Source organism: Nonomuraea mangrovi (genome assembly GCF_042681425.1).
GTDB lineage: Bacteria > Actinomycetota > Actinomycetes > Streptosporangiales > Streptosporangiaceae > Nonomuraea > Nonomuraea mangrovi.
Genome location: NZ_JBHUFV010000020.1, coordinates 170743 through 192594, shown reverse-complemented (window position 1 = coordinate 192594; position 21852 = coordinate 170743). Strand labels below are relative to the sequence as shown.

Below are 21852 nucleotides of genomic sequence, written 5' to 3'. Positions count from 1 at the left end.
ACATGAAGGAGGCTCCTGCCTTGAACACGTCGACTTCCATCGACGTCCCCGACGCGTTCGCCGCGTCCTACGGCTCCAACGGCGCCGAGGCGCGCGCCTGGCTCGCCGGGCTGCCCCGCCTCGCAAACGATCTCCTGAGCCGCTGGGGACTACGGCGTGACGGCCCCGCCGCGTACGGCATGGCCTCGCTCGTCCTGCCCGTACTCCAGGCCGACGGCACGCCCGCCGTCCTCAAGCTCCAGCAGCTCCGCGAGGAGACCGCGGGAGCCGCCACCGGCTTGCGCGCGTGGCGGGGCGGCGGCATCGTGCGCCTGCTCGACCACGACGAGGACAGCGGCACCCAGTTGCTGGAACGGCTGGACGCCTCCAGGACGCTGTCCTCGGTGACCGACGACGACGTGGCCATGCGGATCCTGGCCGAGCTGATGGCCCGCCTGACCTCGGTGGCGGCACCGAAAGGCCTGCGGCGACTGTCCGACGTCGCCGCCGCCATGCTCGACCGGACTCCACAGGCGGTACCGGCGCTGAGCGACCAGGAAGAGCGGAAGCTGGTGCGGACCTGCGCGTCCGCCGTGGCCGAGCTGGCCGGCGAACCCGGCGACCGCCTGCTGCACTGGGACCTGCACTACGACAACGTCCTGGCAGGGGAGCGGGAACCCTGGCTGGCCATCGACCCGGAACCGCTGGCGGGAGACCCCGGGTTCGAGCTGCTTCCTGCGCTGGACAACCGGTGGGACGAGGTGGTGGCGACGGGCGATGTGACACGCGCCGTGCTCCGCCGCTTCGACCTGCTGACCGAGGTCCTCGGTCTGGACCGGCGGCGGGCGACCGGCTGGACGCTCGGGCGGGTGCTGCAGAACGCCCTGTGGGACATCGAGGACGGCAGGACCGCGCTGGAACCGGCGCAGGTCGCCATCGCCACGGCCCTGCTGCGCCGTCCGGCATAGCCACTCCGTCCGGCATAGCCACTCCGTCCGGCGCACTCCCGTCCTGGCCGGTCAGCCCGCGCGTCGCCGGCCCGCCGAGGCCCCCTCGGCGAGTTGCTCGCCGAGGGGGCTGCGGCGGTACAGGACCTGCCGTCCGTCGCGGTTCCTGGTGACCAGACCCGTGGCGTACAGCACGCGCAGGTGCTGGGAGACGGCGCTCGGGGTCACCCTCAGGCGGCGGGCGAGCTCCACCGTCGGCAGCGGCTCGTCGAGCAGCACGAGCAGTCCCGCTCGGGGCGCGCCGAGCAGCGAGGCGAGAGCAGCCGGATCCGGGGTCGGCGCCGGGGCCCACAACGTGGCCACTCCGCGGCTGGGGTAGGCCAGCAGCGGCGCTTCCTCGGGGCTGACCGGCGGGGCGGGCTTGTGGGCGAACACGGACGGCATCAGCAGCAGCCCCCGGCCGGACGCGGCGACGCGGTGCCTGCCGACCATCTTGTCGATGTGCAGCACCCCGTCGTGCCAGCGCAGGTTCGGGTGCATGTCGGCGAACAGCAGGCGCGCGCCGCCCACGGCCAGCTGCCGCGCGCGGTAGGTCATGTCGGCCTCCAGCACCAGCCGCATCTGCGGCCACGCGGGTTCGATGGCCAGCTCCCAGAAGCGCTGCAGCAGGTCGCAGACGGTGTCGCGGAACCTGGCGGCAGAGGCGTCATCCTCGGGAACCGGCCCCGCGACCAGAGCGGCCAGCAGATCGCGGCGGACTAGTTGCGGGGGCGCCTGCCGTACGACGGACAGTCCCTCCTCGATGGTCGGGGCGAAGGTCGCGGGACGCGGCGTCAGGAAATCGGGAAGGGCGAGTTTCCTGCCGACCAGGGACATCAGCAGCTCGGCGTCCGGCGGGTCGAGGCTGCCGAGAACGGACCTGCGCCACGGCAGGTGCAACGCGTACAGGCCGGGGTCGCGCAGCACCCGCAGGCTGCGTACCGTCTCGTGCAACGGTGAGACGGCGAAGCGCGTGTCCGCGAGGTCCTCGACGCCGAGCTCAAAGCTGATCATTAAGCTGTACGCTACATCAATTGGCGCGAAGGCCTCGGTGTCGTGGACTTCATCGCATGACATCTACAGTTCACGGACGGACGGCGATCGTCACAGGCGGGGCACGCGGCATCGGCGCCGCGGTGGCCAGGCGGCTGGCGCGGGACGGCCTGGCGGTGGCGGTGATCGACCTGAACGAGGCGGACTGCGCGGACACCGTCGAGGCGATCACGAGAGAGGGCGGGTCGGCGATCGCGGTCGCCGCCGACGTCGCCGACGAGGGCCTGGTCGACGACGCCGTCGCCCGGGTCGCTGCCGAGTTGGGGCCGCCGACGGTGCTGGTCAACAACGCCGGCGTCGGCCCCCGCGCCGGCATCGCCGAAATGACCACCGAGCAGTGGGACATGGTCCTGGGTGTCAACCTCCGCGGTCCGTTCCTCGTCACCAGGGCGGTCTGCCGGCACATGATCGACGCCGGGTGGGGACGCATCGTCACCATGTCGAGCATCTCCGCGGTCGGCGACGCGGCCCGGGTCGACTACGGGAGCGCGAAAGCCGGCCTGATCGGCTTCACCAAGTCGCTCGCCCTCCAGCTCGGACGGCACGGCGTCACCGCCAACGCCATCGCGCCCGGCTTCGTCGTGAGCGACATGACCAGGGCCTCGGCCCGGCGGCTCGGCCGCGACTTCGAGGAGTACCAGCGCAGCGCGGCGCAGTCCATCCCGGTCGGCAGGGTCGGCCGGCCCGAGGACATCGCGCACACCGCCTCCTACCTGGTCAGCCCCGAGGCGGGGTTCGTCTCCGGCCAGGTCATCTACGTCGCGGGCGGCCCGGTGGACTGAACCCCGCCCCCCGCTCCATGCCTCATGCGGTCGGAGGGCGCGGGTGCCAGCCGGTGGGTGGAGCCGGCGCGTCCTGGACCAAGCTCCTCGCCGCCGTGTCAGGACCGGCCTCCTCCGCCACCGTGCAAGCCCGCCGGCCGGACATTTCGCGTCCGGTGCCCTCTCGGAGATGGGTCCCTCATCCTTCGTTGTCCCATGCGGCCGGTTTGTGTCACGGCGTTCCCAGCAGGGATGCTTCGCGGTGCGAACCCGGCTGCCGCTTCGCCGGTCCGTGACCGAAGTCTTCGCTCAAGTGAGGTGAGTGTGCGTCAGCCATCCGGTGGCCCCGTGGAAGCCCAGCCCGTCGCGGGCCGCCGCCTGGTCCTGCTCCTGGCCGTGACGTGCGGCGTGGCCGTGGGCAACCTCTACTTCCCCCAGGCGATCAGCCCCCTGATCGCCTCAGGTCTGCGCGTACAGCCTGACGCGGCCGCCCTGGTCGTCACCGCCGTACAGCTCGGCTACGCGCTCGGGATCTTCCTGCTGGTGCCGCTCGGCGACCGGCTCCCGCACCGGCCCCTGGTCGTCACCCTGCTCGGCCTGACCGCGCTGAACCTCCTCGCGGCGGGCGCCGCTCCGGCGCTGCCGCCACTCGTCGGCGCGGGCGTGCTCGTGGGCGCCACGACGGTGATCGCGCCGATCGTCGTCGCTCTGGCGGCGGGGCTGGTGCCCGACGACCGTCGCGGCGCCGTCACCGGCACACTGTTGAGCGGCTCGATCGGCGGCATGTTGCTGTCCCGGGCCTTCGGCGGCAGCGTCGGCGAATGGCTGGGCTGGCGGGCACCGTACCTGACGGCCGCGGCGGCGGTCCTGCTCCTGGCGACGGTCCTGGCCTTCGCGCTACCCGCGACGACCCCGCCATCGAGGCAGCGCTACCCGGCGCTGCTGGCCGAGACGCTGCGCCTGCTGCGCCGCGAGCCGGACCTGCGCCGCTCCTGCTTCTACCAAGCGACGATCTTCGGGGCCTTCACCGCCGTCTGGACCGGCGCCGCCCTCCTGCTGACCAGTCCCGCGTACCGCATGGGCGCCCAAGCCGTCGGCGTGCTCGCCCTGGTCAACATCGCAACCATGCTCGGCACCCCCTTCGCGGGCCGCCAGGTCGACCGGCGGGGCTCCGACACGGTGAACCTCGTCTGCATGCTGGCCGTGATCGCGTCGGCCGCGGTCCTGTGGGCGGGTGGCCTCGGCGGCGTGACGGGCCTGGTCGCCCTGGGGCTGGGCACGCTCATCCTGGACGTGGCGATGCAGTCGGGCATGATCGCGAACCAGGTGCGGATCTTCGCCCTCCGGCCCGAGGCGCGGAGCCGGTTGAACACCGCGTACATGACGTGCGCGTTCCTCGGCGGCGGCCTGGGCTCGTGGCTGGCGGCCCGCGCCTTCACCCGGCTCGGCTGGCAGGGTGTGTGCGCGCTGATCGCGGCACTCGCCACGCTGGCCCTGGCGCGCCACCTCCTCCACCGCCGACACAGCCCTCGCACCCCGGCCACCTCGATCGCGCCGACCTCGATCGCGCCGACCTCGATCGCGCCGACCGCCGCCGCATCCACCTCCGTCCATCCTGCCTCCGGCTCGTCCTCCGCCTCCGCCTCCGCCTCTGGCTCGGCCCCGTCCTCGTCCTCCGACTCGGCCTCGTCCTCCGGCTCCACGGCGGTCCCGGGCTCCACCACCACGCACCCCAGATAGCGCGCCTGTCCGGTGCGCGGTCAGGGCTCGGATGGAGCGTGCCCTCACGTCAGGGCCGGCGGCTCCGCGCACGCGGCGGTACATGCCCGGGCATGGGGCGGAGAGGAGCGCCGTTGAGGTGGCGGGGGAGGGCTCGGGTCGGTCGTGCAGCCGGGGCCACGCCGGGCCCGTGGCCGACCCGGGGAGGATGTGGACACGCTCTCCTGCGTCCCGGGAGAGCGCACCTTTTCGGTCGTGCCCACGAATACGCGGTCATCCGCAGGGTTCGGCTGGGCGGATCCGCGGGATTCGATCGGGTGGAACTGTCGGTGGCGGGGTGCACGATGGTCGGTATGAGTTCGTGGCAGGAGTTCGAGAAGCAGGCGCCCGAGCTGGCGGCGACGGTGCGGGGGCTGCTGGACGCCCACAAGCACAAGACGCTGGCCACCATCAGGAAGGACGGCTCGCCGCGTATCAGCGGTACGGAGGTCGACTTCAAGGACGGGGAGCTGTGGCTGGGGTCGATGCCGGGCGCGATGAAGGCGTTGGACCTGCGGCGCGATCCTCGGATGGCCCTCCACGCGCGTCCGACCACGCCTGACGAGGCCGACCCGTCCCGGTGGGCGGGCGACGCGAAGCTCTCGGGGAGAGCGCTGGAGGTCACCGACCCCGAGGTCCTGGCGAGGTTCGAGATGCCGGGCGAGGGACCGCACCTGTTCAGGGTCGACGTGACGGAGGCGGTGTGGACCAGGGTCGAAGGCGACCTGCTGGTGATCGACATGTGGCACGAGGGCCGTGGCGTCCGGCAGGTGAAGCGCAAGTAGGAAATCTACTTTGTAAAGGCGCCGGCCGGGGTCGACGACCCCGGCCGCACCAAGCCAAGACATCAGCAACCAGGAGCCGCCTCAGTGGACGGAGAAGCCGCCGTCCACGTAGAGGATCTGGCCCGTGATGAAGGCGGCCGCCTCACCGGCCAGGAAGACGGCGGCGCCCGCGAAGTCGGCGGGCACGCCGTTGCGGCCGACCATGTGGCGGGCGGCGAGCTCCTCGACGCGTCCGGGGATCGACTGCGCGGGCTCGGTGAGGGGCGTGAGCACGAAGCCCGGAATGATGGTGTTGACCCGCACGCCGTACTTCGACCATGCCTCGGCCTGGGAGCGGGTCAGACCAGCGATGGCCGCCTTGGCGGCGCCGTACACGCCGCTGTTGCCGAAGGCGCTGACCGTCTGCTGGGAGCCGATGTTGATGATGCGGCCCCAGCCCTGGTCGATCATGTGGCGGGAGGCGTGCTGGCCGAGGAGGTAGGGGGCGGTGAGGTTGACCGCGATGGTCTGCTCGTAGTCGTCGTCGGTGAGGTCGGACATGGGCCTGCGGATGTTGTTGGCCGCGTCGTTGACGAGGATGTCGATGTCGCCCGCCTGCGCGCACACGCGGTCGACGTCGGCGCGCCGGCCGAGGTCGGCGCTGATCCACGAGGCCTTGACGCCGTGGGCGTGGAGCTTGGCGGCGGCCTCCCGCAGCTCGGGTTCCCTGCGGGCGACGATGGTGACCTCCGCGCCCGCGCGGCCGAGGGCTTCGGCGATGGCGTAGCCGATGCCGGAGCTGCCGCCGGTGACGAGGGCTGTGCGGCCGCGGAGCGAGAAGAGTTCGCGCAGGTAGTCGGACACGAGCCGAAAAGCTATCACTCGCGGCGATGGTCCTGAGGAGACGGGTGCTGTCGCGGCGTTGCGTCGCTCGTCCTCCCGGTGGCCGGCGCGGGGCGCAGCGCTCGGCTGTGGGAGAAGCCGCCGGTGGCCGAGCAGATGGGCGGCCCGGCGGCCAGGGGCGGAGCGTGTGCTCGCTAGGCGTTCTCGTCGGGGGTCGTGCGGTCGATCAGTCGTTCGTAGCGCTGCCTGGCGGCCTGCGGGGTGCCGAGGCCGAGTCCGAAGGCGATCTCCGGCCAGGTCATGCCGCGCCCGCGCGCCATCTGCAGGAGCCCCGCCTCCAGCTCGTCCATCTCCCCGCGAGCTAGAGGGATCAGGCTCAGGGCGGCGGTGATGTCGGCCCTGTCCACCTCGGGCTCGCCGTCGTCAAGCTGTGCGGCACCGCTGAGCAGGAACGACACGAGCCTGACGGCTTCGTGCGGTCCGAGGACGGAGGGATGGGTCTGCCGGCTGCGCTGCTCGTCGGTCGCGGCGTGCCGCTCGGCGATACGGAGCAGGGAGGCGTAGACGCGCTGTGCCCGAGTCTGTTCTGGATGCGCGGGCGTGAAGGGGTCGGGGGTCGATGACATGCGACCAGCATGGCGTGGCACATAAACGGTTGTCAACTATTCGTTGTGAACATTTCGTTTGCACGCGTCGGCCGCCAGGCATCACGGTGCTGGTGCGGCTGGTCGGGGAGGTGCGCGGGCGGAGAGCGAGCGGCCGCACGCGCAGCTGTCGGGCCGGTCGTCGGCCCAGATGCGCGCCACGCTGGTCGGGTTGCTGGCGGTGCCGGACGGTAAGCGCCGTTCGGAGCTGGAGCGGTTGTGTACAGCGCCGACAAAGGCCTTGGGCCGGGTGATGGCCGAGGAACTGCGCCGGGTGGCGGAGATCGCCGAACTCGGCGCCGGAGAGGTGACCACGATCCGGTGCCGAGCAGCTGCGCGCCGAGCACCTGCGCACCAGGACGACGGCACCTGCCTGGACATCGGCCGCCATCCGCTGCCCCTCCCGCCCCGGCGCGCGGCTCTCCTACGCCAGCGGACCGCCGCCCCTGTCAATCGCAGCCGCATGGCCATCCCAGCCACCTGGTTGTTCGCGGGCCGCGTCCCTGGCCGGCCCGCGGCCCGTTCGGGTTCAGCCGCAAGCTCCTCGAACACGGCATCGACGCCCGCCCGGCCCGCAACGCCGCCCTCGTCGCCCTGGCCGAAGACATCCCCGCGCCGGTCCTGGCCGACGTCCTCGGCCGCACATCGACACCGCCATCCGATGGGCTGAGATCGCCAAACGGGACTGGAGCGCCCACCTCGCCGCCCGCAATGTTATGGTCCGGCCATGATTCAACAGCGATCAACGGGACCGGCCGGCTTCAAGTAGTGCGCCAGGAAATACCTGGCGGCTCAGGGAGCCTCATGTCCCACACTGCCCATCACATTGATCGTCCGATTCTCGACGGGAGCGGCCTGAGGGGAACGCCATGGCGATCGGTGAGGATAGTTGATCTCCGTTACAGTGCCGCCTGCCTGCGGCAGGCACGGCGAGCCGGTCACCGGCCACGCCCGATGTCTCTCCGCCACAAGGTTGACGTCTACTCCTGGGCCAGGGCCGATCTCCGGGACCGGTCCGTAGCCCACTGGGCCCGCACCGAGGAGCGTCAGGCGCGCCAACGCCTGCCGACGCCATAGCGATCGTCCGGCGTGACCGGCCCGAAAGTGGTGATCACGCTGCCGTCGACCGCGTAGCCGATGTAGTCATCCGCGTAGTCGTGCCGGGTGACGGCCACGACCTCGGAGCCCGCCGACAGCCGAGCCAGCCTCTCATCCATCGCCGCCGACCAGCCCAACGGCTCGACCGCCACACACCACTCACCCACCGCTACAACCCCGACGTAACCGCCGCCTTCTCCGCCACCCGTCTCCATGACGAAGTCACCGACCTGCGAGGTCAGCTCGGCGAAGCTCATCTCCCTCGCCCCGCCGGAGCCGAAGCGGCGCACGTCGACCAGAGGGCTGGTGCGATGAGCCGCTCATCGTTGTTCCGCATGGTGACCTGCCGACCCTCTAGTCTTCCCTCTCGTGTCCCGACGATCATGGATGCTCTGGACCGCGGCCGTGCTGGCCGCGCTCGCTCCCAGCCTTTACTTCTGGGTCTCGTCGCTGCTGTCGGAAGACGACGGCACCCGGTACTACGCGTACATGTCCTCCGGGCGGTGCACGGGCGCTCAGATTCACTCGATGACCCCGGAACACCTGACATCGCACATCCCGCTCTTGGACTACGGCGGTGCACCGCTGCTCGTCCTGGCGCTGGCCGGCTGGTACGTGGGCGCACGGACCGGCCGGGACCGGCTCGGCAGGGTCGTCGCCCGCTGCGCGGCCGCGGTTCTGCTCCTCCGGCGCCTGCCCGATCTCCTGCTGCTCTCGCTCGACGGGGCGCTCGGGCCGGAATGCCTGGGCGCCTGGGGGCCGCCGGAGCTGGTGAGCTCGCAAGCGGGCTGGGACCTCTACCACCTGGTGCCCCCTGTTCTGGTCCTGCTCGCGGTACGGGTCCCGCGGCGGACGTTCGTCAGGCGCGGCCGACTCGCGCGTACGGCCGCCACGATCCTGACCGTGACGGCGACCCTGCTCGTCACGGCGCAGGCGGCCCCGGCCGGCGAGGTGAGCACAGAGGGCGAGCTCGACTGCGCCGGCTTCGGCGGCGGCACGGTCAAGAGGCTGAGCGAGGCGGAGAAGAAGTTCCTGTGCGAGGTCCGCGGCTACAACAGCTTCTACGGCGACGGCGGCATCGAAGGCTGGCAGGACGCTCCCGACCGGGTGGTTGTGACACAAGGCCACCACCTCTGCCGTGTGGCCACCCAGCACGGCGGCGATACCGGCGTGCCGGCCGTGCGGGACGCGCCGCACGGGCCGCTGGCGCACGCGCTCGGTCCGCTGTGCCCGGCAGTTGCCCGATGGCAGGAGCAGGAGGGCGCACGGAAGCAGGCTGAGGAGGCGGCGTACCACGCGGCGAAGGACAAGGCCTGCGGCCGGCATCGCCCGCACCGCCCGAAGATCAAGCCGGTACGGCAGGGGCGCGCCACCATGTGGACCGAGTTCTGGACCATCCTCGGATGGGAGGAGGGATTCGAGGGCGCTGACCCAGATCTGGTCGAAGAGCTGGTCGGCAGCGAGCGCGGTGGGCTGGCGATCTGGGCGGCCGACGAGATCGGCCACGCGTGCGTCACCGTCGAGTCGTACCGCCGTCGACCGCCGCTGGAGATCAAGGGGTGGGACGAGGTGGTGGAGGTCGACTACGACAGCCCCAGCGGCACCCTGACCCTGTCCGACGGCAACGGAAAGAGCCTGACCGGCCTGACGACCGCGGGGCCCGGGGCATACCGGGTGCGGGTGCACCTGCGCGGGCGCAAGCTCGTCTACCAGGTGCCGGACCCGCCTGACGGCGCTGTGGAGCTGCTGATCATGGTGTTCCCCGGTGAGCAGACGAAACCGGTGGTCTACCGATAGGGAGTCACCGAGCGCGCGCTGTTGTCCATGCTCCCCAGCCGGCCTGGCGATCGCCGCCGTCGCGGTGGTGCCGCCGCCCTGGAAGCCCTCATCACAGACCGCTGACAGGCGAAAGATCACAGGTCGCCACCGCTGATTTCTGCGGTCAGCCTCCTCGAAGGCCGATCGCTCTGCGGCAGGTGCATGGGGCCACCGGCGGCGCCTGCCGGGCGGGGTTGGCGGTCAGCTGCCGGGGCGCCGCCAGGGTGCGCCGGGGTCCATGGGGCGGGCCTGGCCGCTGACCTGCAGCGCGTAGGTCGGCCGGTTACGGCCGGGCACCGGGCCGAGGTAGGGGTGGCAGGTCAGGTGGCACCAGGCGGGCAGATCAAGCGGCGCGGCCGGGTCGGTGGCGATCACGTGGACGACGGTGCCGGCCTCCAGGCCGGTCACGAGACGGGCCAGCTGGATGAGCAGCAGCACGCACCGTGCGTCGCCCCCGTCCAGCACCACCGGCACGGCCGGACTGCCGTCGTCGCCATCCGGCGGGTCGCCGTCCGCGGGGTCGAGGGTCGCGGGGTTGCCGTTCGTGGGGTCGGCGTCCGTGGGGCCGGGGGTCGCGGGGGCGGCGTTCACCTGCCTGTGGCTCATGCCGCTGTCGCTCCTGCGGCAACGGGGAGGTCGGCCAACCGCCATTCGAGCATGCCGTCGGCCAGCCGGGCGGCATCGCGGCCGCGGGCGGTCAGCGCGCGGACGGCTTCGTGGGCCAGCACGCAGTAGGCGCCGCGGCAGTAGGCGACGATGGTGCCGTCGGCGGGCAGTTCGGCCAGCCGGTCGACCAGCTGGTCCAGCGGGACGGAGATGGCTCCGGGGATGTGTCCTGCGGCGTACTCCTCGCCGGGCCTGACGTCGACCAGGATCACCTCGTCGGCGGCGATGCGGTCCTGCAGCTGCTCCCGCGTGACTTCTTCAGTGACTGTCCCGGCGTCGCCGGTGCCGAGGTAGGCGGCGCGGGCCCGCTCGACCTCGGCCAGGTGTGCGGCGCCGACCTGGCGCAGCAGCGCCCACAGTGCGGCCACGTCGTCGCCGGCCAGCCGGTAGAAGACCTTGGTGCCGTGCTTGCGGGTGGCCACCAGGCCGGCCTGCTTGAGGACCTGCAGATGGTTGGAGGCGGTGGTCAGCCCGAGCCCGGCGGCCTGGGCGAGCGCCTCCACCGATCGCTCTCCCTGTGCGAGCAGATCCACCAGCTCGAGCCGTTTGCCGCTCGCCAGTGCCTTGCCCACGGAGGCGAACGCGTCGAACAGCGCGGTCTTGGCGGCGTGGTCGCCCATGGGACACTCCTCCATAAATCCTTGGAATACTGTAGGAGTATAGCAAGGGCGGGAGGAGGCCATCGTGGTGATCGCGGTCGTGGACGAGGGCCTGGGGAACTCGGCCTACCTGGTGGACCTGGGAGATGGGCGGGCGCTGGCGGTGGACGCCTCGCGTGACCTGCGCGCGTTGCGTTCCGAGGCGGAGCGGCGGGGGCTGCGGGTGGCGTTCGCCGCCGACACCCACCTGCACGCCGACTTCCTGTCCGGCGCGCCGCAGCTGGCCGCGAGCGACGGAGCGCGGGTGCTGGCCTCGGCCGCAGGGGAGCGGGCCTTCGAGCATGTCGCCCTGCACGACGGGGACGAGGTCGATCTGGGCGGTCTCACGTTGCGGGCGCTGGCCACTCCCGGCCACACCGGCGAGCACCTGTCGTTCCTGCTGCTGGCCGGTCCGCGCGCGCTGGGGGTGTTCACAGGAGGGTCGCTCATCGTCGGCGCGGCCGCGCGGACGGACCTGGCCGGGCCGGAGCGGACCGAGTCGCTGGCCCGCGCCCAGTACCGCTCCCTGCGCCGTCTGGCCGCGCTGAGCGACGAGGTCGAGGTGTGGCCCACCCACGGCGCGGGCTCGTTCTGCTCCGCTCCGCCCGGCGCCGAGCGCACCTCCACCATCGGACGGGAGAAGGCCACCAACCCGCTGCTGCTGGCAGGCGATGAGGACACGTTCGTGCGGCGGTTGACCAGCGGCCTGGGCAGCTTCCCGCCGTACTTCCTGCGCCTGGCCGAGGCCAACCGGCTCGGCCCCGCCCTGATCGGGCGGCCGCGCCTGCGGCGGCTGAGCGCGGCCCGGGTGCGGGCGCTGCTGGCCGAGGGGGCGGTGCTGGTCGACGTCCGGCCGGCGCGCGCGTTCGCAGCGGCTCACATCCCGGGGGCCATCTCCATCCCGCTGCGTCCGCAGTTCGCCTCCTGGCTGGGCTGGCTCCTGGAGCCGGGCACGCCGTACATCATCGTCCGCAACCCCGACCAGGATGCCGCCGAGATCCTCGGGCAGGCGCTGAAGATCGGCTACGAGGCCGGCGCGGGTGAGCTCACCGAGCCCTGGGACGGGCCGACGTCCAGCATCCCCATGCTCGGCCCAGACCGTGTCGGTGCCGTGAGCGTGCTGGATGTGCGCCAGGACAGCGAGTACGCCGCCGGACACGTGCCAGGCGCGGTTCACGTCGAGCTCGGCGACCTACCGGCCCGGGTGGCGGAGATCCCCGCTGAACCGGTGGTGGTGATGTGCGCGCACGGCGAGCGCGCGATGACCGCGGCCAGCCTGCTCGCCCGCGCGGGTCACCGGCGGGTGCGCGTACTGGACGGCGGCCCCGGTGACTGGGCCGATGCCACCGGGCGGCAGCTGGGGGAAGAGGCGTGAGCGCCGGCGGCGCCGCCTCCCGCGCGCCGGTACGGCTCGGACTGCGCGCCAACCTGGCCCAGTTCACCCTGCTGGTGGTGGTCAACGCGCTGGTCGGCGGCATGCTCGGCCAAGAACGGATCATGCTGCCGCTGCTGGCCGATCAGGTGTTCGGCCTTGCCGCGTCGGTGTCCGGGCTGACCTACATCGTTGCCTTCGGCGCGACCAAGGCGGTGACGAACTTCTTCGCCGGCGCGTGGTCGGACCGCTATGGACGCAAGCCGGTGCTGGTCGCCGGGTGGCTGATCGCGCTGCCGGTGCCCGCGCTGCTGGCCTTCGGCTCGGTGTGGGGCTGGATCGTCGCCGCGAACGTGCTGCTGGGCGTCAGCCAGGGTCTGACCTGGTCGACCACCGTCATCATGAAGATCGACCTGGCCGGGCCTGAGCGGCGCGGCCTGGCCATGGGCCTCAACGAGGCCGCCGGATACGGCGCGGTCGCCGTCACCGCACTGGCCACCGGCTACCTGGCCGCGGCCCACGGGCTGCGCCCGGCGCCGTTCCTGCTGGGGGCCGCCTACGCCGCCCTCGGGCTGGGACTGTCCACGCTGATCGTGCGCGAGACCCGCGAGCACGCCAGGCTGGAGGGCGCGGGCCATCCGGTCACGACGCACCCCGGCGAGCCGTCCACACGCCAGATCGCCTGGCGCACCAGCGTCGGCGACAAGGCGCTGTCGGCGGCCAGCCAGGCGGGGATGGTCAACAACCTCAACGACGCCCTCGCCTGGGGCGTCTTCCCGCTCATCTTCGCCTCACGCGGCCTCGGCGTGGTCGACATCGGCGTGCTCGCGGCGCTGTATCCGGCGGTGTGGGGGCTCGGGCAGCTGGTGACCGGCTGGTGGTCCGACCATGTCGGCCGCAAGCACCTGATCACTACCGGCATGCTGGTGCAGGCTCTGGCGATCGCGCTGGTGGCGGCCGGCGACCGCTTCGCGTTGTGGGCGGGCGCCCAGGTGCTGCTCGGCGCGGGCACCGCCCTGGTCTACCCCACGCTGCTGGCCGTCATCGGCGACGTCGCCCACCCTGCCTGGCGGGCCCGCGCTGTCGGCGTCTACCGGCTCTGGCGTGACGGCGGGTTCGCCGTCGGCGCGCTGCTCGCCGGAGCGATCGCCGGTATGTGGGGGCCGGACGCGGCGGTGTGGGCGGTGGCCGCGCTGACCGCCGCCTCCGGCCTGCTGGTCGCGGCACGCATGTACGAGACCCACCCCGAGGGGCGCCGCTGAGCATGCTGTCCCCTGACCGCGCGGGAATGATCGTCGAAGCGCCGCGGGCGTGACCCGTGCTCAGGACGCGCCGTGGAAGCGGCGGTGCAGCTCGCGCACCTGCTCGGCGAGGCCCGGAACAGGACCCTCCACCACGGCGTCGGGGACCACCTCCCGGATCGGCAGGGTGCGTACGGGAGGGGCGGGCACCCCGAGCTCGGCGAGCCAGCCTGCCAGCTGCTCGGAGGAGGCCACGTACACGATCCGGCCGAGACCGACCCAGCCGTGCGCGGCGGCGCACATCGGGCAGTGCTCGCCGGAGGTGAAGACGGTGGCCGCGGCGCGCTCCGCCGGGCTCATGTTGGCCGCGGCCCAGCGCGCCAGTTCGAACTCCGGGTGGCGGGTCCTGTCACCTGAGGCCACCTGATTGTGGCCCTCGCCGAGGACGGTCCCGTCAGCGGCGACGAGTACCGAGCCGAACGGCTCGTCGCCCGCCTCCAGGGCCTCGCCGGCCAGTTCCACGCAGCGGCGCAGATGCCGCATCTCGGCATCGTTCACCATGATGACCTCCCCGGAGCCACGATCTTCACCGCCATGCTAGGCGCGCGCCGTGTCCGCGGCGGCTCACACCGCCCGTGGCGAGCCGGGTGGGGCCTTGGCCCGACGCGTGAGGCGCGTGCCCCCGCGCCGGGGCCAGGGTGGCGGACGCTCCGGCGGCGGACACGTGGTCGGTTGCCCGGCGCCGGAGGTGCTGGGAGGCGTGTCAGGAGGCGTGCTCGGCCAGCCACGCGGTCCATGCGCGGTCGGCCTCGTCGGGGTCGGTGCCGGGGGTGAACAGGTGGTGCTGGGCGACGATGCCGCCGCCGAAGCCGTTGACGAAGCGGTACATGGCGTCGCCGGTGCGGATGCCGAGGGTCTGGGCGTTGGTGTAGTAGACGACGCCCTGGACGGGCGGCTGTCCTGGCGGGGTGATGGTGATCGGGTCGCCGGCGGCCGGCTCGCCGAGGCGGGCGAACAGGGCGCGGTAGTCGCCCGAGCCGAAAGCGGTCACCGGTACGGCGGTGCGCCCGGTGAAGTGCGTGAGGTACTCGCCGAGGGTGGTGTAGAACATCGCCAGGCCGGTGGTCATGGCCTCGAACTCGTTCTCCCAGTCGTCGCCCGGCAGGAAGCCGCTGGTGACCACGCGGACGACGGTGCTGGCCTCCGAGCGGCCCTCGATGAGGAACTCGTAGGCGATGAAGCGTCCGTCGTCGGCGGCGGGTGCCCTGGTGGCCAGTCGCTTGCCGGGCTCCCACGCGGTGATGGTGTTGGCGGGCTCGTAGCCGCCGAACGCGGTGCGGTGGACGCCCTGCTCGATCTGGTTGCGGCCCATGAACCAGGAGTCGATGCCGGGCCCTGTGGCGATGGCGTCCCATACCTGTTCGGGGGTCGCGTCCAGGGAGAGCTCGTGCTGGAGCTCGAACTCGTGTGACATGTCAGGACTCCTGGGTGTGCTGGTCGACGCTGGGATGGACGGCGACGATGACGCGGTGGTCGCGCCCGCCTTCGGTGGCTTCGTCGTGATATTTGCTGACAAGGGTGGTGACGGCGTTGGCCAGTTCCTCGGCGAAGGCGGCGCGGTCGGCGGCCGAGGCGAACCGGATCCGGCCGTCGATGGCGAAGGTGGCCACCCGCTTGCGGGCCTTCGCCGCGCCGGTGATGAGCAGCCCGACATCGCTGACCAGCCGGGCGGCGACGGCCAGCAGCCAGCGGGCCGACAGCCGGTCGGGCGAGCGGCTGGGATCGGGCTGGACGCCGGCCAGGGCGCGCGGCGAGATGACGTAGGAGGAGGCGGTGGCGCGCATGACGCGCTCGGTGACGTTGCCCTTCCTGCGCTCTTCGACGAGCTCGACCAGGCCGTGCTTCTCGAGTGTCTTCAGGTGATAGTTGATCTTCTGCCGTGGGAGGCCGACCTTCGCGGCCAGCGTGGTGGCCGAGTTGGGGTCGGCGAGCTCGGCCAGGAGCCTGGCGCGGATCGGGTCCAGCGAGGCCTCGGCGGCCGCGGGGTCCTCGATCACCGTCACGTCGAACATGCCTCCACCCTCTCACCGACAATATTTATTGTCAATAATGAGGAAGGCTGTCGGCTTGGGCTCGCAGGAAGGCGCGCTCGGCGTCGTTGCCGGCCAGCCTGATCGCCGCGGCGTAGGCCGCCCTGGCCCGCGCGGTGTGCCCGAGGCGCCGCAGCAGGTCGGCGCGGATGGCGTGGAACAGGTGGACAGTGCCCAGGTCGAGCTCGTCGACCAGCTCCAGCGCTGCCGCGGGCCCCGCCACCTCGGCCACCGCCACCGCCCTGTTGAGCGCCACGACCGGGCTCGGAGCGATGGCCGTCAGCTGGTCGTACAGTGCCAGGACCTGCCTCCAGTCGGTGGCGGAGCCGTCGCTGTGCACGGCGTTGATCGCCGCCTGGATCTGGTACGGGCCCGGCCGGTCGCGGCGCAGGCATGCGCGGACGATCGCCTGGCCCTCCTCGACGAGGTCGCGATCCCACAGCGCGCGGTCCTGCTCGGCCAGCCGTACCAACCGGCCGTTGGCGTCGGCGCGGGCGGCGCGCCGAGAGTGCAGCAGCAGCATCAGCGCCAGCAGCCCCCACACCTCGCCCTCGTCGGGCATGAGCTCGGCCAGCAGCCTGCCCAGGCGGATCGCCTCGGCGCACAGCTCCTCGCGCACCAGACGCCCGCCCGCGCTGGCCGCGTACCCCTCGTTGAAGATCAGGTAGATGACCGCCAGGACGGGAGGCAACCGGTCGGGCAGGTCCGCCTCGCGGGGCACGCGGTAGGGGATCCCGGCGTCGCGGATCTTGCCTTTGGCGCGGACCAGCCGCTGGGCCATGGTCGCCTCGGGCACCAGGAAGGCCCGGGCGATCTCGCCGGTGCTCAGGCCGCCCAGCAGCCGGAGCGTGAGCGCCACCCGTGCGGACGGCGCGAGCGAAGGGTGGCAGCAGGTGAAGATGAGCCTGAGCCTGTCGTCGTGCACGGGCCCCTCCCGCGCGGGCTCGTCGGGGGCCCGCACAAGCGCGGCCTGGGCGTGGCGGTCCTGTCGCGAGGACTCGCGGCGCAGGCGGTCGATGGCGCGGTTGCGGGCGGTGGTGATGATCCAGCCGGCCGGGCTGGGCGGCGTCCCCTTCACCGGCCAGCGCCGGGTCGCCTCGGCGAAGGCGTCCTGGACCGCCTCCTCGGCGAGGTCGATGTCGCCGAAGGAGCGGACCAGGACGGAGACGGCGCGGCCGTACTCCTGGCGGAAGACGTCTTCGATGCCGGACACGTCAGTCCTGGAGCGGGCGGACCTCGATCGGCAGGGTGGTGGCCAGGCCGGCCTTGCGTGCCCATTCGAGTGCCGCGTCGAGGTCGGGCGCCTGGATGACGACGAAGCCGCCGATGTGCTCCTTGCCCTCGGTGTACGGCCCGTCGGTCAGCAGGAGCTCGCCGTCCTTGGGCCGCACCACGGTGGCCGTGTCCGCGGGGTGCAGGCGTCCGGTGAACACCCACGCGCCCGCGGCCTTGAGCTCGCTGTCCCAGGCGTCGACGTCACGCATGATCGCCGCCAGGTCGTCGGGCGCGGGCGGGTCGCCGTCGGGCTGGTAGATGCTGAGCAGGTACTGCTTCATGATGGCCTCCCGGGTGTCTTGTCACCCTCTACACGAACGGCCTGCCTCCGGATCGACACCCCGCTCCGGAGAATCTGCTCATTCGTGCGGGGAAAGGCCCGCCGGTAGTCGCTCGGTGAGACCCCGACCTGTTTGAGGAAGTGGTGGCGAAGATTGTTGGCCGTCCCCAGGCCGCTCAGTTCGCCCACCTTCTCGATCGGCAGGTCGGTCTGCTCCAGCAGGCTCTGGGCCCTGCCCAGGCGCTGGTTGAGCAGCCACTGCAACGGTGTCATCCCGGTGGCGGCCTGCAGGCGGCGGTAGAAGGTGCGCGGGCTCATCGCGGCCTGCCGGGCCAGTTCCTCGACGGTGAGCGGCTGGTCGAGGCGGGCGCTGGCCCATTCCAGCACCGGAGCCATGCCCTCGTCGTCGGTGGTGGGCACCGACAGGTCGATGAACTGGGCCTGGCCGCCGGGGCGGTGGGCCGGCACGACCATGCGGCGGGCCAGCTGGTTGGCGACGTGCGCGCCGAGGTCGCGCCGTACGAGGTGCAGGCACAGGTCGAGGCCCGCGGTGAGCCCGGCGCTGGTCAGCACGTCGCCGTCGTCGACGTACAGCACCGAGTCGTCGACCCGCACCTTCGGGTAGCGCTCGGCCAGCTGCGCGGTGTGCATCCAGTGGGCGGTGGCGCGACGCCCGTCCAGCAGGCCCGCCTCGGCCAGGGCGAAGGCGCCGGTGCACAGCGACACCATGCGGGCGCCGGCGTCGTAGGCGCGGCGCAGGGCGGCGATCAGCGCGGGAGGCAGTGGCGCGCCGTCCTCGACACAGGCGTCGGGCACCGACGGGACGATGACGGTGTCGGCGCCCGCGAGGTCGTCGAGCCCGTAGGGCGTGCGCAGCGCCAGCCCCGCCACGGCGGGCCCCGCGTGGTCGCCGCCCCCCGTGCCGCACAGCCGCAGGTCGTACCAGGGGTCGGCCAGGTCGGGCTGCGGTTTGCCGAAGACCGTGCACGGGATGCTCAGCTCGTACAGGTCCCACGAGGGGACCCCGATGTCCTCGGTCACGACCACCGCGACGGATCCGGCACCCATGGGCTCCAGCGTATGGCAGGAATTTGGCGGAGAGCGTCACCGCTGTCACTGTCTCCGCCCGGCACCCGCTGAGATCGTGGATCGGACAGACGATTTGAGGAGTGTTGTGACATGCGGGTGACCGTGATCGGACTGGGCTCGATGGGGTCGGCGCTGGCCGCCGCCCTGCTGGACAAGGGCGTGGAGACGACGGTGTGGAACCGTTCGGCGGGCAGGGCGGGGGCGCTGGTGGCGCGGGGCGCGAAGGAGGCGGCGACGGCGCGGGAGGCGGTCGAGGCCGCCGACGTCGTGATCGCCTGCGTCCTGGACTATGACGCGCTGTACGGCGTGCTGGACCCCGTCGCCGGCTCGCTGGCGGGCAGGCAACTGGTCAACCTCACCTCCGGATCGCCGGAGCAGGCACGCCGGATGGACGGCTGGGCGCGTTCGCACGGCGTCGGCTACCTCGACGGCGCCATCATGACGACGCCGCCGGGTGTCGGCAGCCAGGAGATGATGTTCCTCTACAGCGGCTCCCCCGAGGTCTTCGAGTCGCGCCGCAGCATCCTGGCGGCGCTGGGCGACCCCGTTCACCTGGGCGAGGACCCCGGTACGGCCTCGCTGTACGACGCGGCGCTGCTGGGCCTGATGTGGGCGACGATGACCGGCTGGCTGCACGGCACGGCGGTGGTCGGCGCGGACAAGATCGAGGCCACGGCGTTCACGCCGGTCGCGATCCGCTGGATGGGTGCGGTGGCGGGGTTCCTGACCAGGTACGCGGGGCAGGTGGACGAGGGCCGCTACCCGGGCGACGACGCGACGGTGGACGTGCAGATCGCCGCGATCGACCACCTCATCCACGCCGCGCACGAGCGTGGCGTCGACAACGCGCTGCCCGAACTGCTGAAGGCGGCCATGCTGCGGGCCAGGGCGGCTGGGCACGGCTCGGACAGCTTCGCCAGCCTCGTCGAGGTGCTGCGCAACCCCGTCCAGGAGTGAGGAAGCCGCTCAGCGGGCGGTAGACGGGTTCGGGGCAGTCGAGGGGGATGCAGCCGCGGCAGGGAGGGCTTCGGCCTGAAACCCGGCCCCCTGAACGGGGCGTCTCGACCAGCGCCAAGATCTTCACCATGCTCCCGCCCGGCCGGCCGGGCGGGAGCATGTCCCGCATGACCGGCGGCGATCTCCACGAACAGCGCGGCTCCCCTGTGAGGCGGTCGTCGCGGCCTGGGCGAGCGGTTCTGTGGCGGCTGGGCCGCCGAGCCCGGCCGCCACGCGCCCGCCCGATCCGAACCCTAAATATTCCTTGACACGAATATTCGTCATGGCGAATACTTTTCCCCATGGACGCACTCCTCACCGCACTGGCCGACCCGGCCCGCTGGCGGCTCGTGAGCCTGTTGGCCGAGCGGCCCCGGCCGGTCGGCGTCCTGGCCCAGCTCGCCGAGGCGCGCCAGCCGCAGACGACCAAGCACCTGCAGGCCCTTGAGCGCGCCGGAGTCGTCACCTCCCAGCGCACCGGCCAGCGCCGCATCTACGCGCTCCGTCCCGGACCGCTGCGGGAGCTGGCGGCCGCGCTCAGCCGGCTCGCCGACACCGCCGACCGGGCCGGCGGCCCGCGCGAGACCTACGACCGTTACGGGCTCAGCCTCCACGCGGAGCGGCTCGCCGCCAACGAGCAGGGGTGGGCCGACGGCCGCTCGTTCACCTTCCACCGGTCGCTGACGGTGCGCCCCGAGCTGGTCTGGCGCCACCTGACCGAGACCTCACTGCTGGCCCGATGGTGGACGCCGGACGACCTGCGCGTCTCCGAGCTCGTCTTCGAGGCGCGACCTGGCGGGCGGATCGTCCACGAGTACCGCGATGCCGAGGACGCCGACGGCTCCGACCTGGTCGCCGGGCGCGCGCAGGGGGTCGTCGACGACGTACGCCCCGGCGAGCGCCTCGCCTACCGGCTCTCCCCGCTGCTCGCCGACGGAGGCCCCGCCTTCACCGCCCACCTCGACCTCGGCCTCCGGCCCACCGGCACCGGCACGGACCTCGACGTCCACTTCCGGATCACCGACAGCACCATCGAGTCCGCCGACTTCGTCGCGGGCATCGAGATCGGCTTCGGCCAGAGCCTCGACAAGCTCGCGGCGACCCTCGCCGCGGATTCCTCCAGCGCCGACAGCATCGACGACACCGAGCACGACACCGATGAGGGAGCACGCAATGACTGACTCGACCGGCCGCAGGGTGACCGCGAACCTGGCCCTCACCCTCGACGGGCGTTACAACGGTCCCGGCGGGCCCGGCGATTTCGCGGCGTTCGCCCCGTACGTAACCACCGACGTCGCGCGCGACCACATGACCCGCATCTGGGAGAGCGCGACGACGGCGGTGCTCGGCCGGCTCAACGCCGAGGGATTCATGGGCTACTGGCCCTCGGTCGCCGAAGACGAGAACGCCGATCCGCGGGATCGCGGATACGCCAAGTGGCTGGTCGACACGGAAAAGGTGGTCTTGTCGACCACCTTGGCCGAAGCGCGGTGGGAACGCACCCGCGTGGTGAACGCCCCCGCCGCGGACGTCGTCGCCGCACTCAAGGCCACCGGCGAGGGCGACATCCTCGTCAACAGCAGCCCGAGCCTCATCAAGCCGCTCCTGTCGGCGGACCTCGTCGACCGGCTGTACCTCATGATCTTCCCCGAGATCGCCGGGGGCGGGCAGCGGCTGTTCGACGACGGTCTTCCGGCTACGACGTGGACGCTGACCCACCAGGAGACCGGCGCGCTCGGCGAGATCGCCATGGTCTACGATCGAGCCCGCTGAGCCGGCCGGACTGCGCGCTCAGCCGGCGAGGCGGGCCCGGCTCGAAGCCCCGGAGGTCACATGTCACCGGTGTGCGAGCCGCGGCATGCCGCTCACGCGAGCATCCTGCCGCTACTAAGGTTGTGGATGTGAGTTCGAGATCCGTGCGCGCGATGGACGCCGATGAGAAAGTCGACCGGCAGGCGCGGATCCTCGAGGCGGTGCTTCGGCTCCTGTCCCTGCAGGGCATATCCGGGGTCAGCATGCGTGCCGTCGCGCGTGAGGCCGGGGTCTCGCTGGGGTTGGTGAACTACTACTACGAGGACAAGACGAGCCTGATCCGTGCGGCCCTGCACCGCATCGAGGAGCAGGACATCGCGATGGTGGAGCCGGACCTCGCCCTGGAACCGGAAGAGCGGCTGCGTGCCGCGCTGAAGCGGGTGGCCGACCCGGAGTTCCTGACGACGGAGTACCTGTCCCTGCGACTTCAGCTCTGGGCGCTCGCCCAGGCCCACGAGGACTTCGAGCGCATCAACACGGTGGCCCAGAAACGGTACCGCGAGGGGCTGGCCGCCCTCATTCGTGCGGCCCGCCCCGAGTTGTCGCGCGGCGAGTGCGGCAAGCGGGCCGCCGACATCGACGTCATCCAGAACGGCTTGTGGCTCACGGCCCTGCTGGGGCTCGACCGCGCCTCGATCAGCAGGAGCGTCACTCGCTGTGAGGAGATCGCACTCGCCGACTGACCGGTC

Annotated in this window: 23 protein-coding genes and 1 pseudogene; 12 read left to right on the top strand and 12 right to left on the bottom strand. The window is 72.1% G+C overall.

The window, feature by feature from the left end; all coding sequences use genetic code 11:
- Window positions 1-2: 2 nt before the first annotated feature.
- Complete coding sequence (locus ACFSKW_RS13265) at window positions 3-947, top strand: aminoglycoside phosphotransferase family protein (protein WP_379572502.1); 945 nt, start codon at window positions 3-5, stop codon at window positions 945-947.
- 51 nt (window positions 948-998) lie between these two features.
- On the opposite strand, the gene ACFSKW_RS13260 is transcribed toward ACFSKW_RS13265, so the two are convergent.
- Window positions 999-1979, bottom strand: a complete 981-nt coding sequence (locus ACFSKW_RS13260; RefSeq protein ID WP_379572501.1) for an ArsR/SmtB family transcription factor — start codon at window positions 1977-1979, stop codon at window positions 999-1001.
- A gap of 56 nt (window positions 1980-2035) precedes the next feature.
- Here ACFSKW_RS13260 and ACFSKW_RS13255 point away from each other — a divergent pair, with 56 nt between their 5' ends.
- The 3 genes from ACFSKW_RS13255 to ACFSKW_RS13245 all read left to right on the top strand — a co-directional run bounded on the left by ACFSKW_RS13255 (window position 2036) and on the right by ACFSKW_RS13245 (window position 5322).
- A complete protein-coding gene (locus ACFSKW_RS13255; protein ID WP_379572500.1) occupies window positions 2036-2800 on the top strand; it encodes an SDR family NAD(P)-dependent oxidoreductase in 765 nt (254 codons plus the stop codon).
- Window positions 2801-3127: 327 nt separating this feature from the next.
- Complete coding sequence (locus tag ACFSKW_RS13250) at window positions 3128-4519, top strand: MFS transporter (RefSeq protein ID WP_379572499.1); 1392 nt, start codon at window positions 3128-3130, stop codon at window positions 4517-4519.
- 332 nt (window positions 4520-4851) lie between these two features.
- Window positions 4852-5322, top strand: a complete 471-nt coding sequence (locus tag ACFSKW_RS13245) for a pyridoxamine 5'-phosphate oxidase family protein (protein WP_379572498.1) — start codon at window positions 4852-4854, stop codon at window positions 5320-5322.
- Window positions 5323-5403: 81 nt separating this feature from the next.
- On the opposite strand, the gene ACFSKW_RS13240 is transcribed toward ACFSKW_RS13245, so the two are convergent.
- The 3 genes from ACFSKW_RS13240 to ACFSKW_RS13230 form a co-directional block, all read right to left on the bottom strand.
- Window positions 5404-6165, bottom strand: coding sequence for an SDR family NAD(P)-dependent oxidoreductase (locus ACFSKW_RS13240; protein ID WP_379572497.1), 762 nt, complete (start codon window positions 6163-6165; stop codon window positions 5404-5406).
- Window positions 6166-6338: 173 nt separating this feature from the next.
- On the bottom strand, window positions 6339-6770 hold the full coding sequence (locus ACFSKW_RS13235) for a DNA-binding protein (RefSeq protein ID WP_379572496.1): 432 nt from the start codon (window positions 6768-6770) through the stop codon (window positions 6339-6341).
- Between the two features lie 1064 nt (window positions 6771-7834).
- The gene (locus ACFSKW_RS13230) at window positions 7835-8176 is read right to left on the bottom strand and encodes a DUF6461 domain-containing protein (RefSeq protein ID WP_379572495.1); all 342 of its coding nucleotides are present in this window, start codon (window positions 8174-8176) and stop codon (window positions 7835-7837) included.
- A gap of 79 nt (window positions 8177-8255) precedes the next feature.
- On the opposite strand from ACFSKW_RS13230, the gene ACFSKW_RS13225 reads away from it, so the two are divergent.
- Entirely contained in the window at window positions 8256-9683 is a 1428-nt protein-coding gene (locus tag ACFSKW_RS13225) for a hypothetical protein (RefSeq protein WP_379572494.1), read from the top strand.
- A 222-nt stretch (window positions 9684-9905) separates the two neighbouring features.
- Here the strand turns inward: ACFSKW_RS13225 and ACFSKW_RS13220 are convergent, their stop codons facing one another.
- Both ACFSKW_RS13220 and ACFSKW_RS13215 read right to left on the bottom strand, forming a co-directional pair.
- Window positions 9906-10310 (bottom strand): sulfurtransferase TusA family protein, encoded by a 405-nt coding sequence (locus ACFSKW_RS13220; RefSeq protein ID WP_379572493.1) that lies wholly within the window; start codon window positions 10308-10310, stop codon window positions 9906-9908.
- On the bottom strand, window positions 10307-10990 hold the full coding sequence (locus ACFSKW_RS13215; protein ID WP_379572492.1) for an ArsR/SmtB family transcription factor: 684 nt from the start codon (window positions 10988-10990) through the stop codon (window positions 10307-10309). The genes ACFSKW_RS13220 and ACFSKW_RS13215 overlap by 4 nt, the downstream gene beginning before the upstream one ends.
- A 64-nt stretch (window positions 10991-11054) precedes the next feature.
- On the opposite strand from ACFSKW_RS13215, the gene ACFSKW_RS13210 reads away from it, so the two are divergent.
- Together ACFSKW_RS13210 and ACFSKW_RS13205 are read left to right on the top strand one after the other, a co-directional pair.
- Window positions 11055-12383 carry an MBL fold metallo-hydrolase gene (locus tag ACFSKW_RS13210; RefSeq protein WP_379572491.1) on the top strand — a complete coding sequence of 443 codons (1329 nt, stop codon included), beginning with the start codon at window positions 11055-11057 and terminating at the stop codon, window positions 12381-12383.
- Window positions 12380-13642 (top strand): MFS transporter, encoded by a 1263-nt coding sequence (locus ACFSKW_RS13205; RefSeq protein ID WP_379572490.1) that lies wholly within the window; start codon window positions 12380-12382, stop codon window positions 13640-13642. Before ACFSKW_RS13210 ends, ACFSKW_RS13205 begins: the two co-directional genes overlap by 4 nt.
- A 60-nt stretch (window positions 13643-13702) precedes the next feature.
- On the opposite strand, the gene ACFSKW_RS13200 is transcribed toward ACFSKW_RS13205, so the two are convergent.
- The 6 genes from ACFSKW_RS13200 to ACFSKW_RS13175 all read right to left on the bottom strand — a co-directional run bounded on the left by ACFSKW_RS13200 (window position 13703) and on the right by ACFSKW_RS13175 (window position 18334).
- Window positions 13703-14182 carry a nucleoside deaminase gene (locus ACFSKW_RS13200; protein WP_379572489.1) on the bottom strand — a complete coding sequence of 160 codons (480 nt, stop codon included), beginning with the start codon at window positions 14180-14182 and terminating at the stop codon, window positions 13703-13705.
- A gap of 202 nt (window positions 14183-14384) precedes the next feature.
- Window positions 14385-15095: an SRPBCC family protein gene (locus ACFSKW_RS13195; protein WP_379572488.1), complete on the bottom strand. Its 711-nt coding sequence runs from the start codon at window positions 15093-15095 to the stop codon at window positions 14385-14387.
- 1 nt (window position 15096) lies between these two features.
- The gene (locus tag ACFSKW_RS13190; protein WP_379572487.1) at window positions 15097-15693 is read right to left on the bottom strand and encodes an ArsR/SmtB family transcription factor; all 597 of its coding nucleotides are present in this window, start codon (window positions 15691-15693) and stop codon (window positions 15097-15099) included.
- Between the two features lie 31 nt (window positions 15694-15724).
- Complete coding sequence (locus tag ACFSKW_RS13185; protein WP_379572486.1) at window positions 15725-16924, bottom strand: RNA polymerase sigma factor; 1200 nt, start codon at window positions 16922-16924, stop codon at window positions 15725-15727.
- Between the two features lies 1 nt (window position 16925).
- Window positions 16926-17267, bottom strand: a complete 342-nt coding sequence (locus ACFSKW_RS13180; RefSeq protein WP_379572485.1) for a YciI family protein — start codon at window positions 17265-17267, stop codon at window positions 16926-16928.
- Complete coding sequence (locus tag ACFSKW_RS13175; RefSeq protein WP_379572484.1) at window positions 17264-18334, bottom strand: GlxA family transcriptional regulator; 1071 nt, start codon at window positions 18332-18334, stop codon at window positions 17264-17266. Before ACFSKW_RS13175 ends, ACFSKW_RS13180 begins: the two co-directional genes overlap by 4 nt.
- A 99-nt stretch (window positions 18335-18433) precedes the next feature.
- Between ACFSKW_RS13175 and ACFSKW_RS13170 the strand changes: the two are divergent.
- The 5 genes and pseudogenes from ACFSKW_RS13170 to ACFSKW_RS13150 form a co-directional block, all read left to right on the top strand.
- A pseudogene (locus ACFSKW_RS13170) lies at window positions 18434-18892 on the top strand (NAD(P)-dependent oxidoreductase); the annotation flags it as partial.
- Entirely contained in the window at window positions 18878-19312 is a 435-nt protein-coding gene (locus ACFSKW_RS13165; protein ID WP_379572559.1) for an imine reductase family protein, read from the top strand. The pseudogene ACFSKW_RS13170 and the gene ACFSKW_RS13165, both read left to right, overlap by 15 nt.
- Window positions 19313-19653: 341 nt before the next feature.
- Window positions 19654-20532, top strand: a complete 879-nt coding sequence (locus ACFSKW_RS13160; protein WP_379572483.1) for a metalloregulator ArsR/SmtB family transcription factor — start codon at window positions 19654-19656, stop codon at window positions 20530-20532.
- Entirely contained in the window at window positions 20525-21124 is a 600-nt protein-coding gene (locus tag ACFSKW_RS13155; protein WP_379572482.1) for a dihydrofolate reductase family protein, read from the top strand. Before ACFSKW_RS13160 ends, ACFSKW_RS13155 begins: the two co-directional genes overlap by 8 nt.
- A 128-nt stretch (window positions 21125-21252) precedes the next feature.
- Window positions 21253-21846 carry a TetR/AcrR family transcriptional regulator gene (locus tag ACFSKW_RS13150; protein ID WP_379572481.1) on the top strand — a complete coding sequence of 198 codons (594 nt, stop codon included), beginning with the start codon at window positions 21253-21255 and terminating at the stop codon, window positions 21844-21846.
- Window positions 21847-21852: the final 6 nt, after the last annotated feature.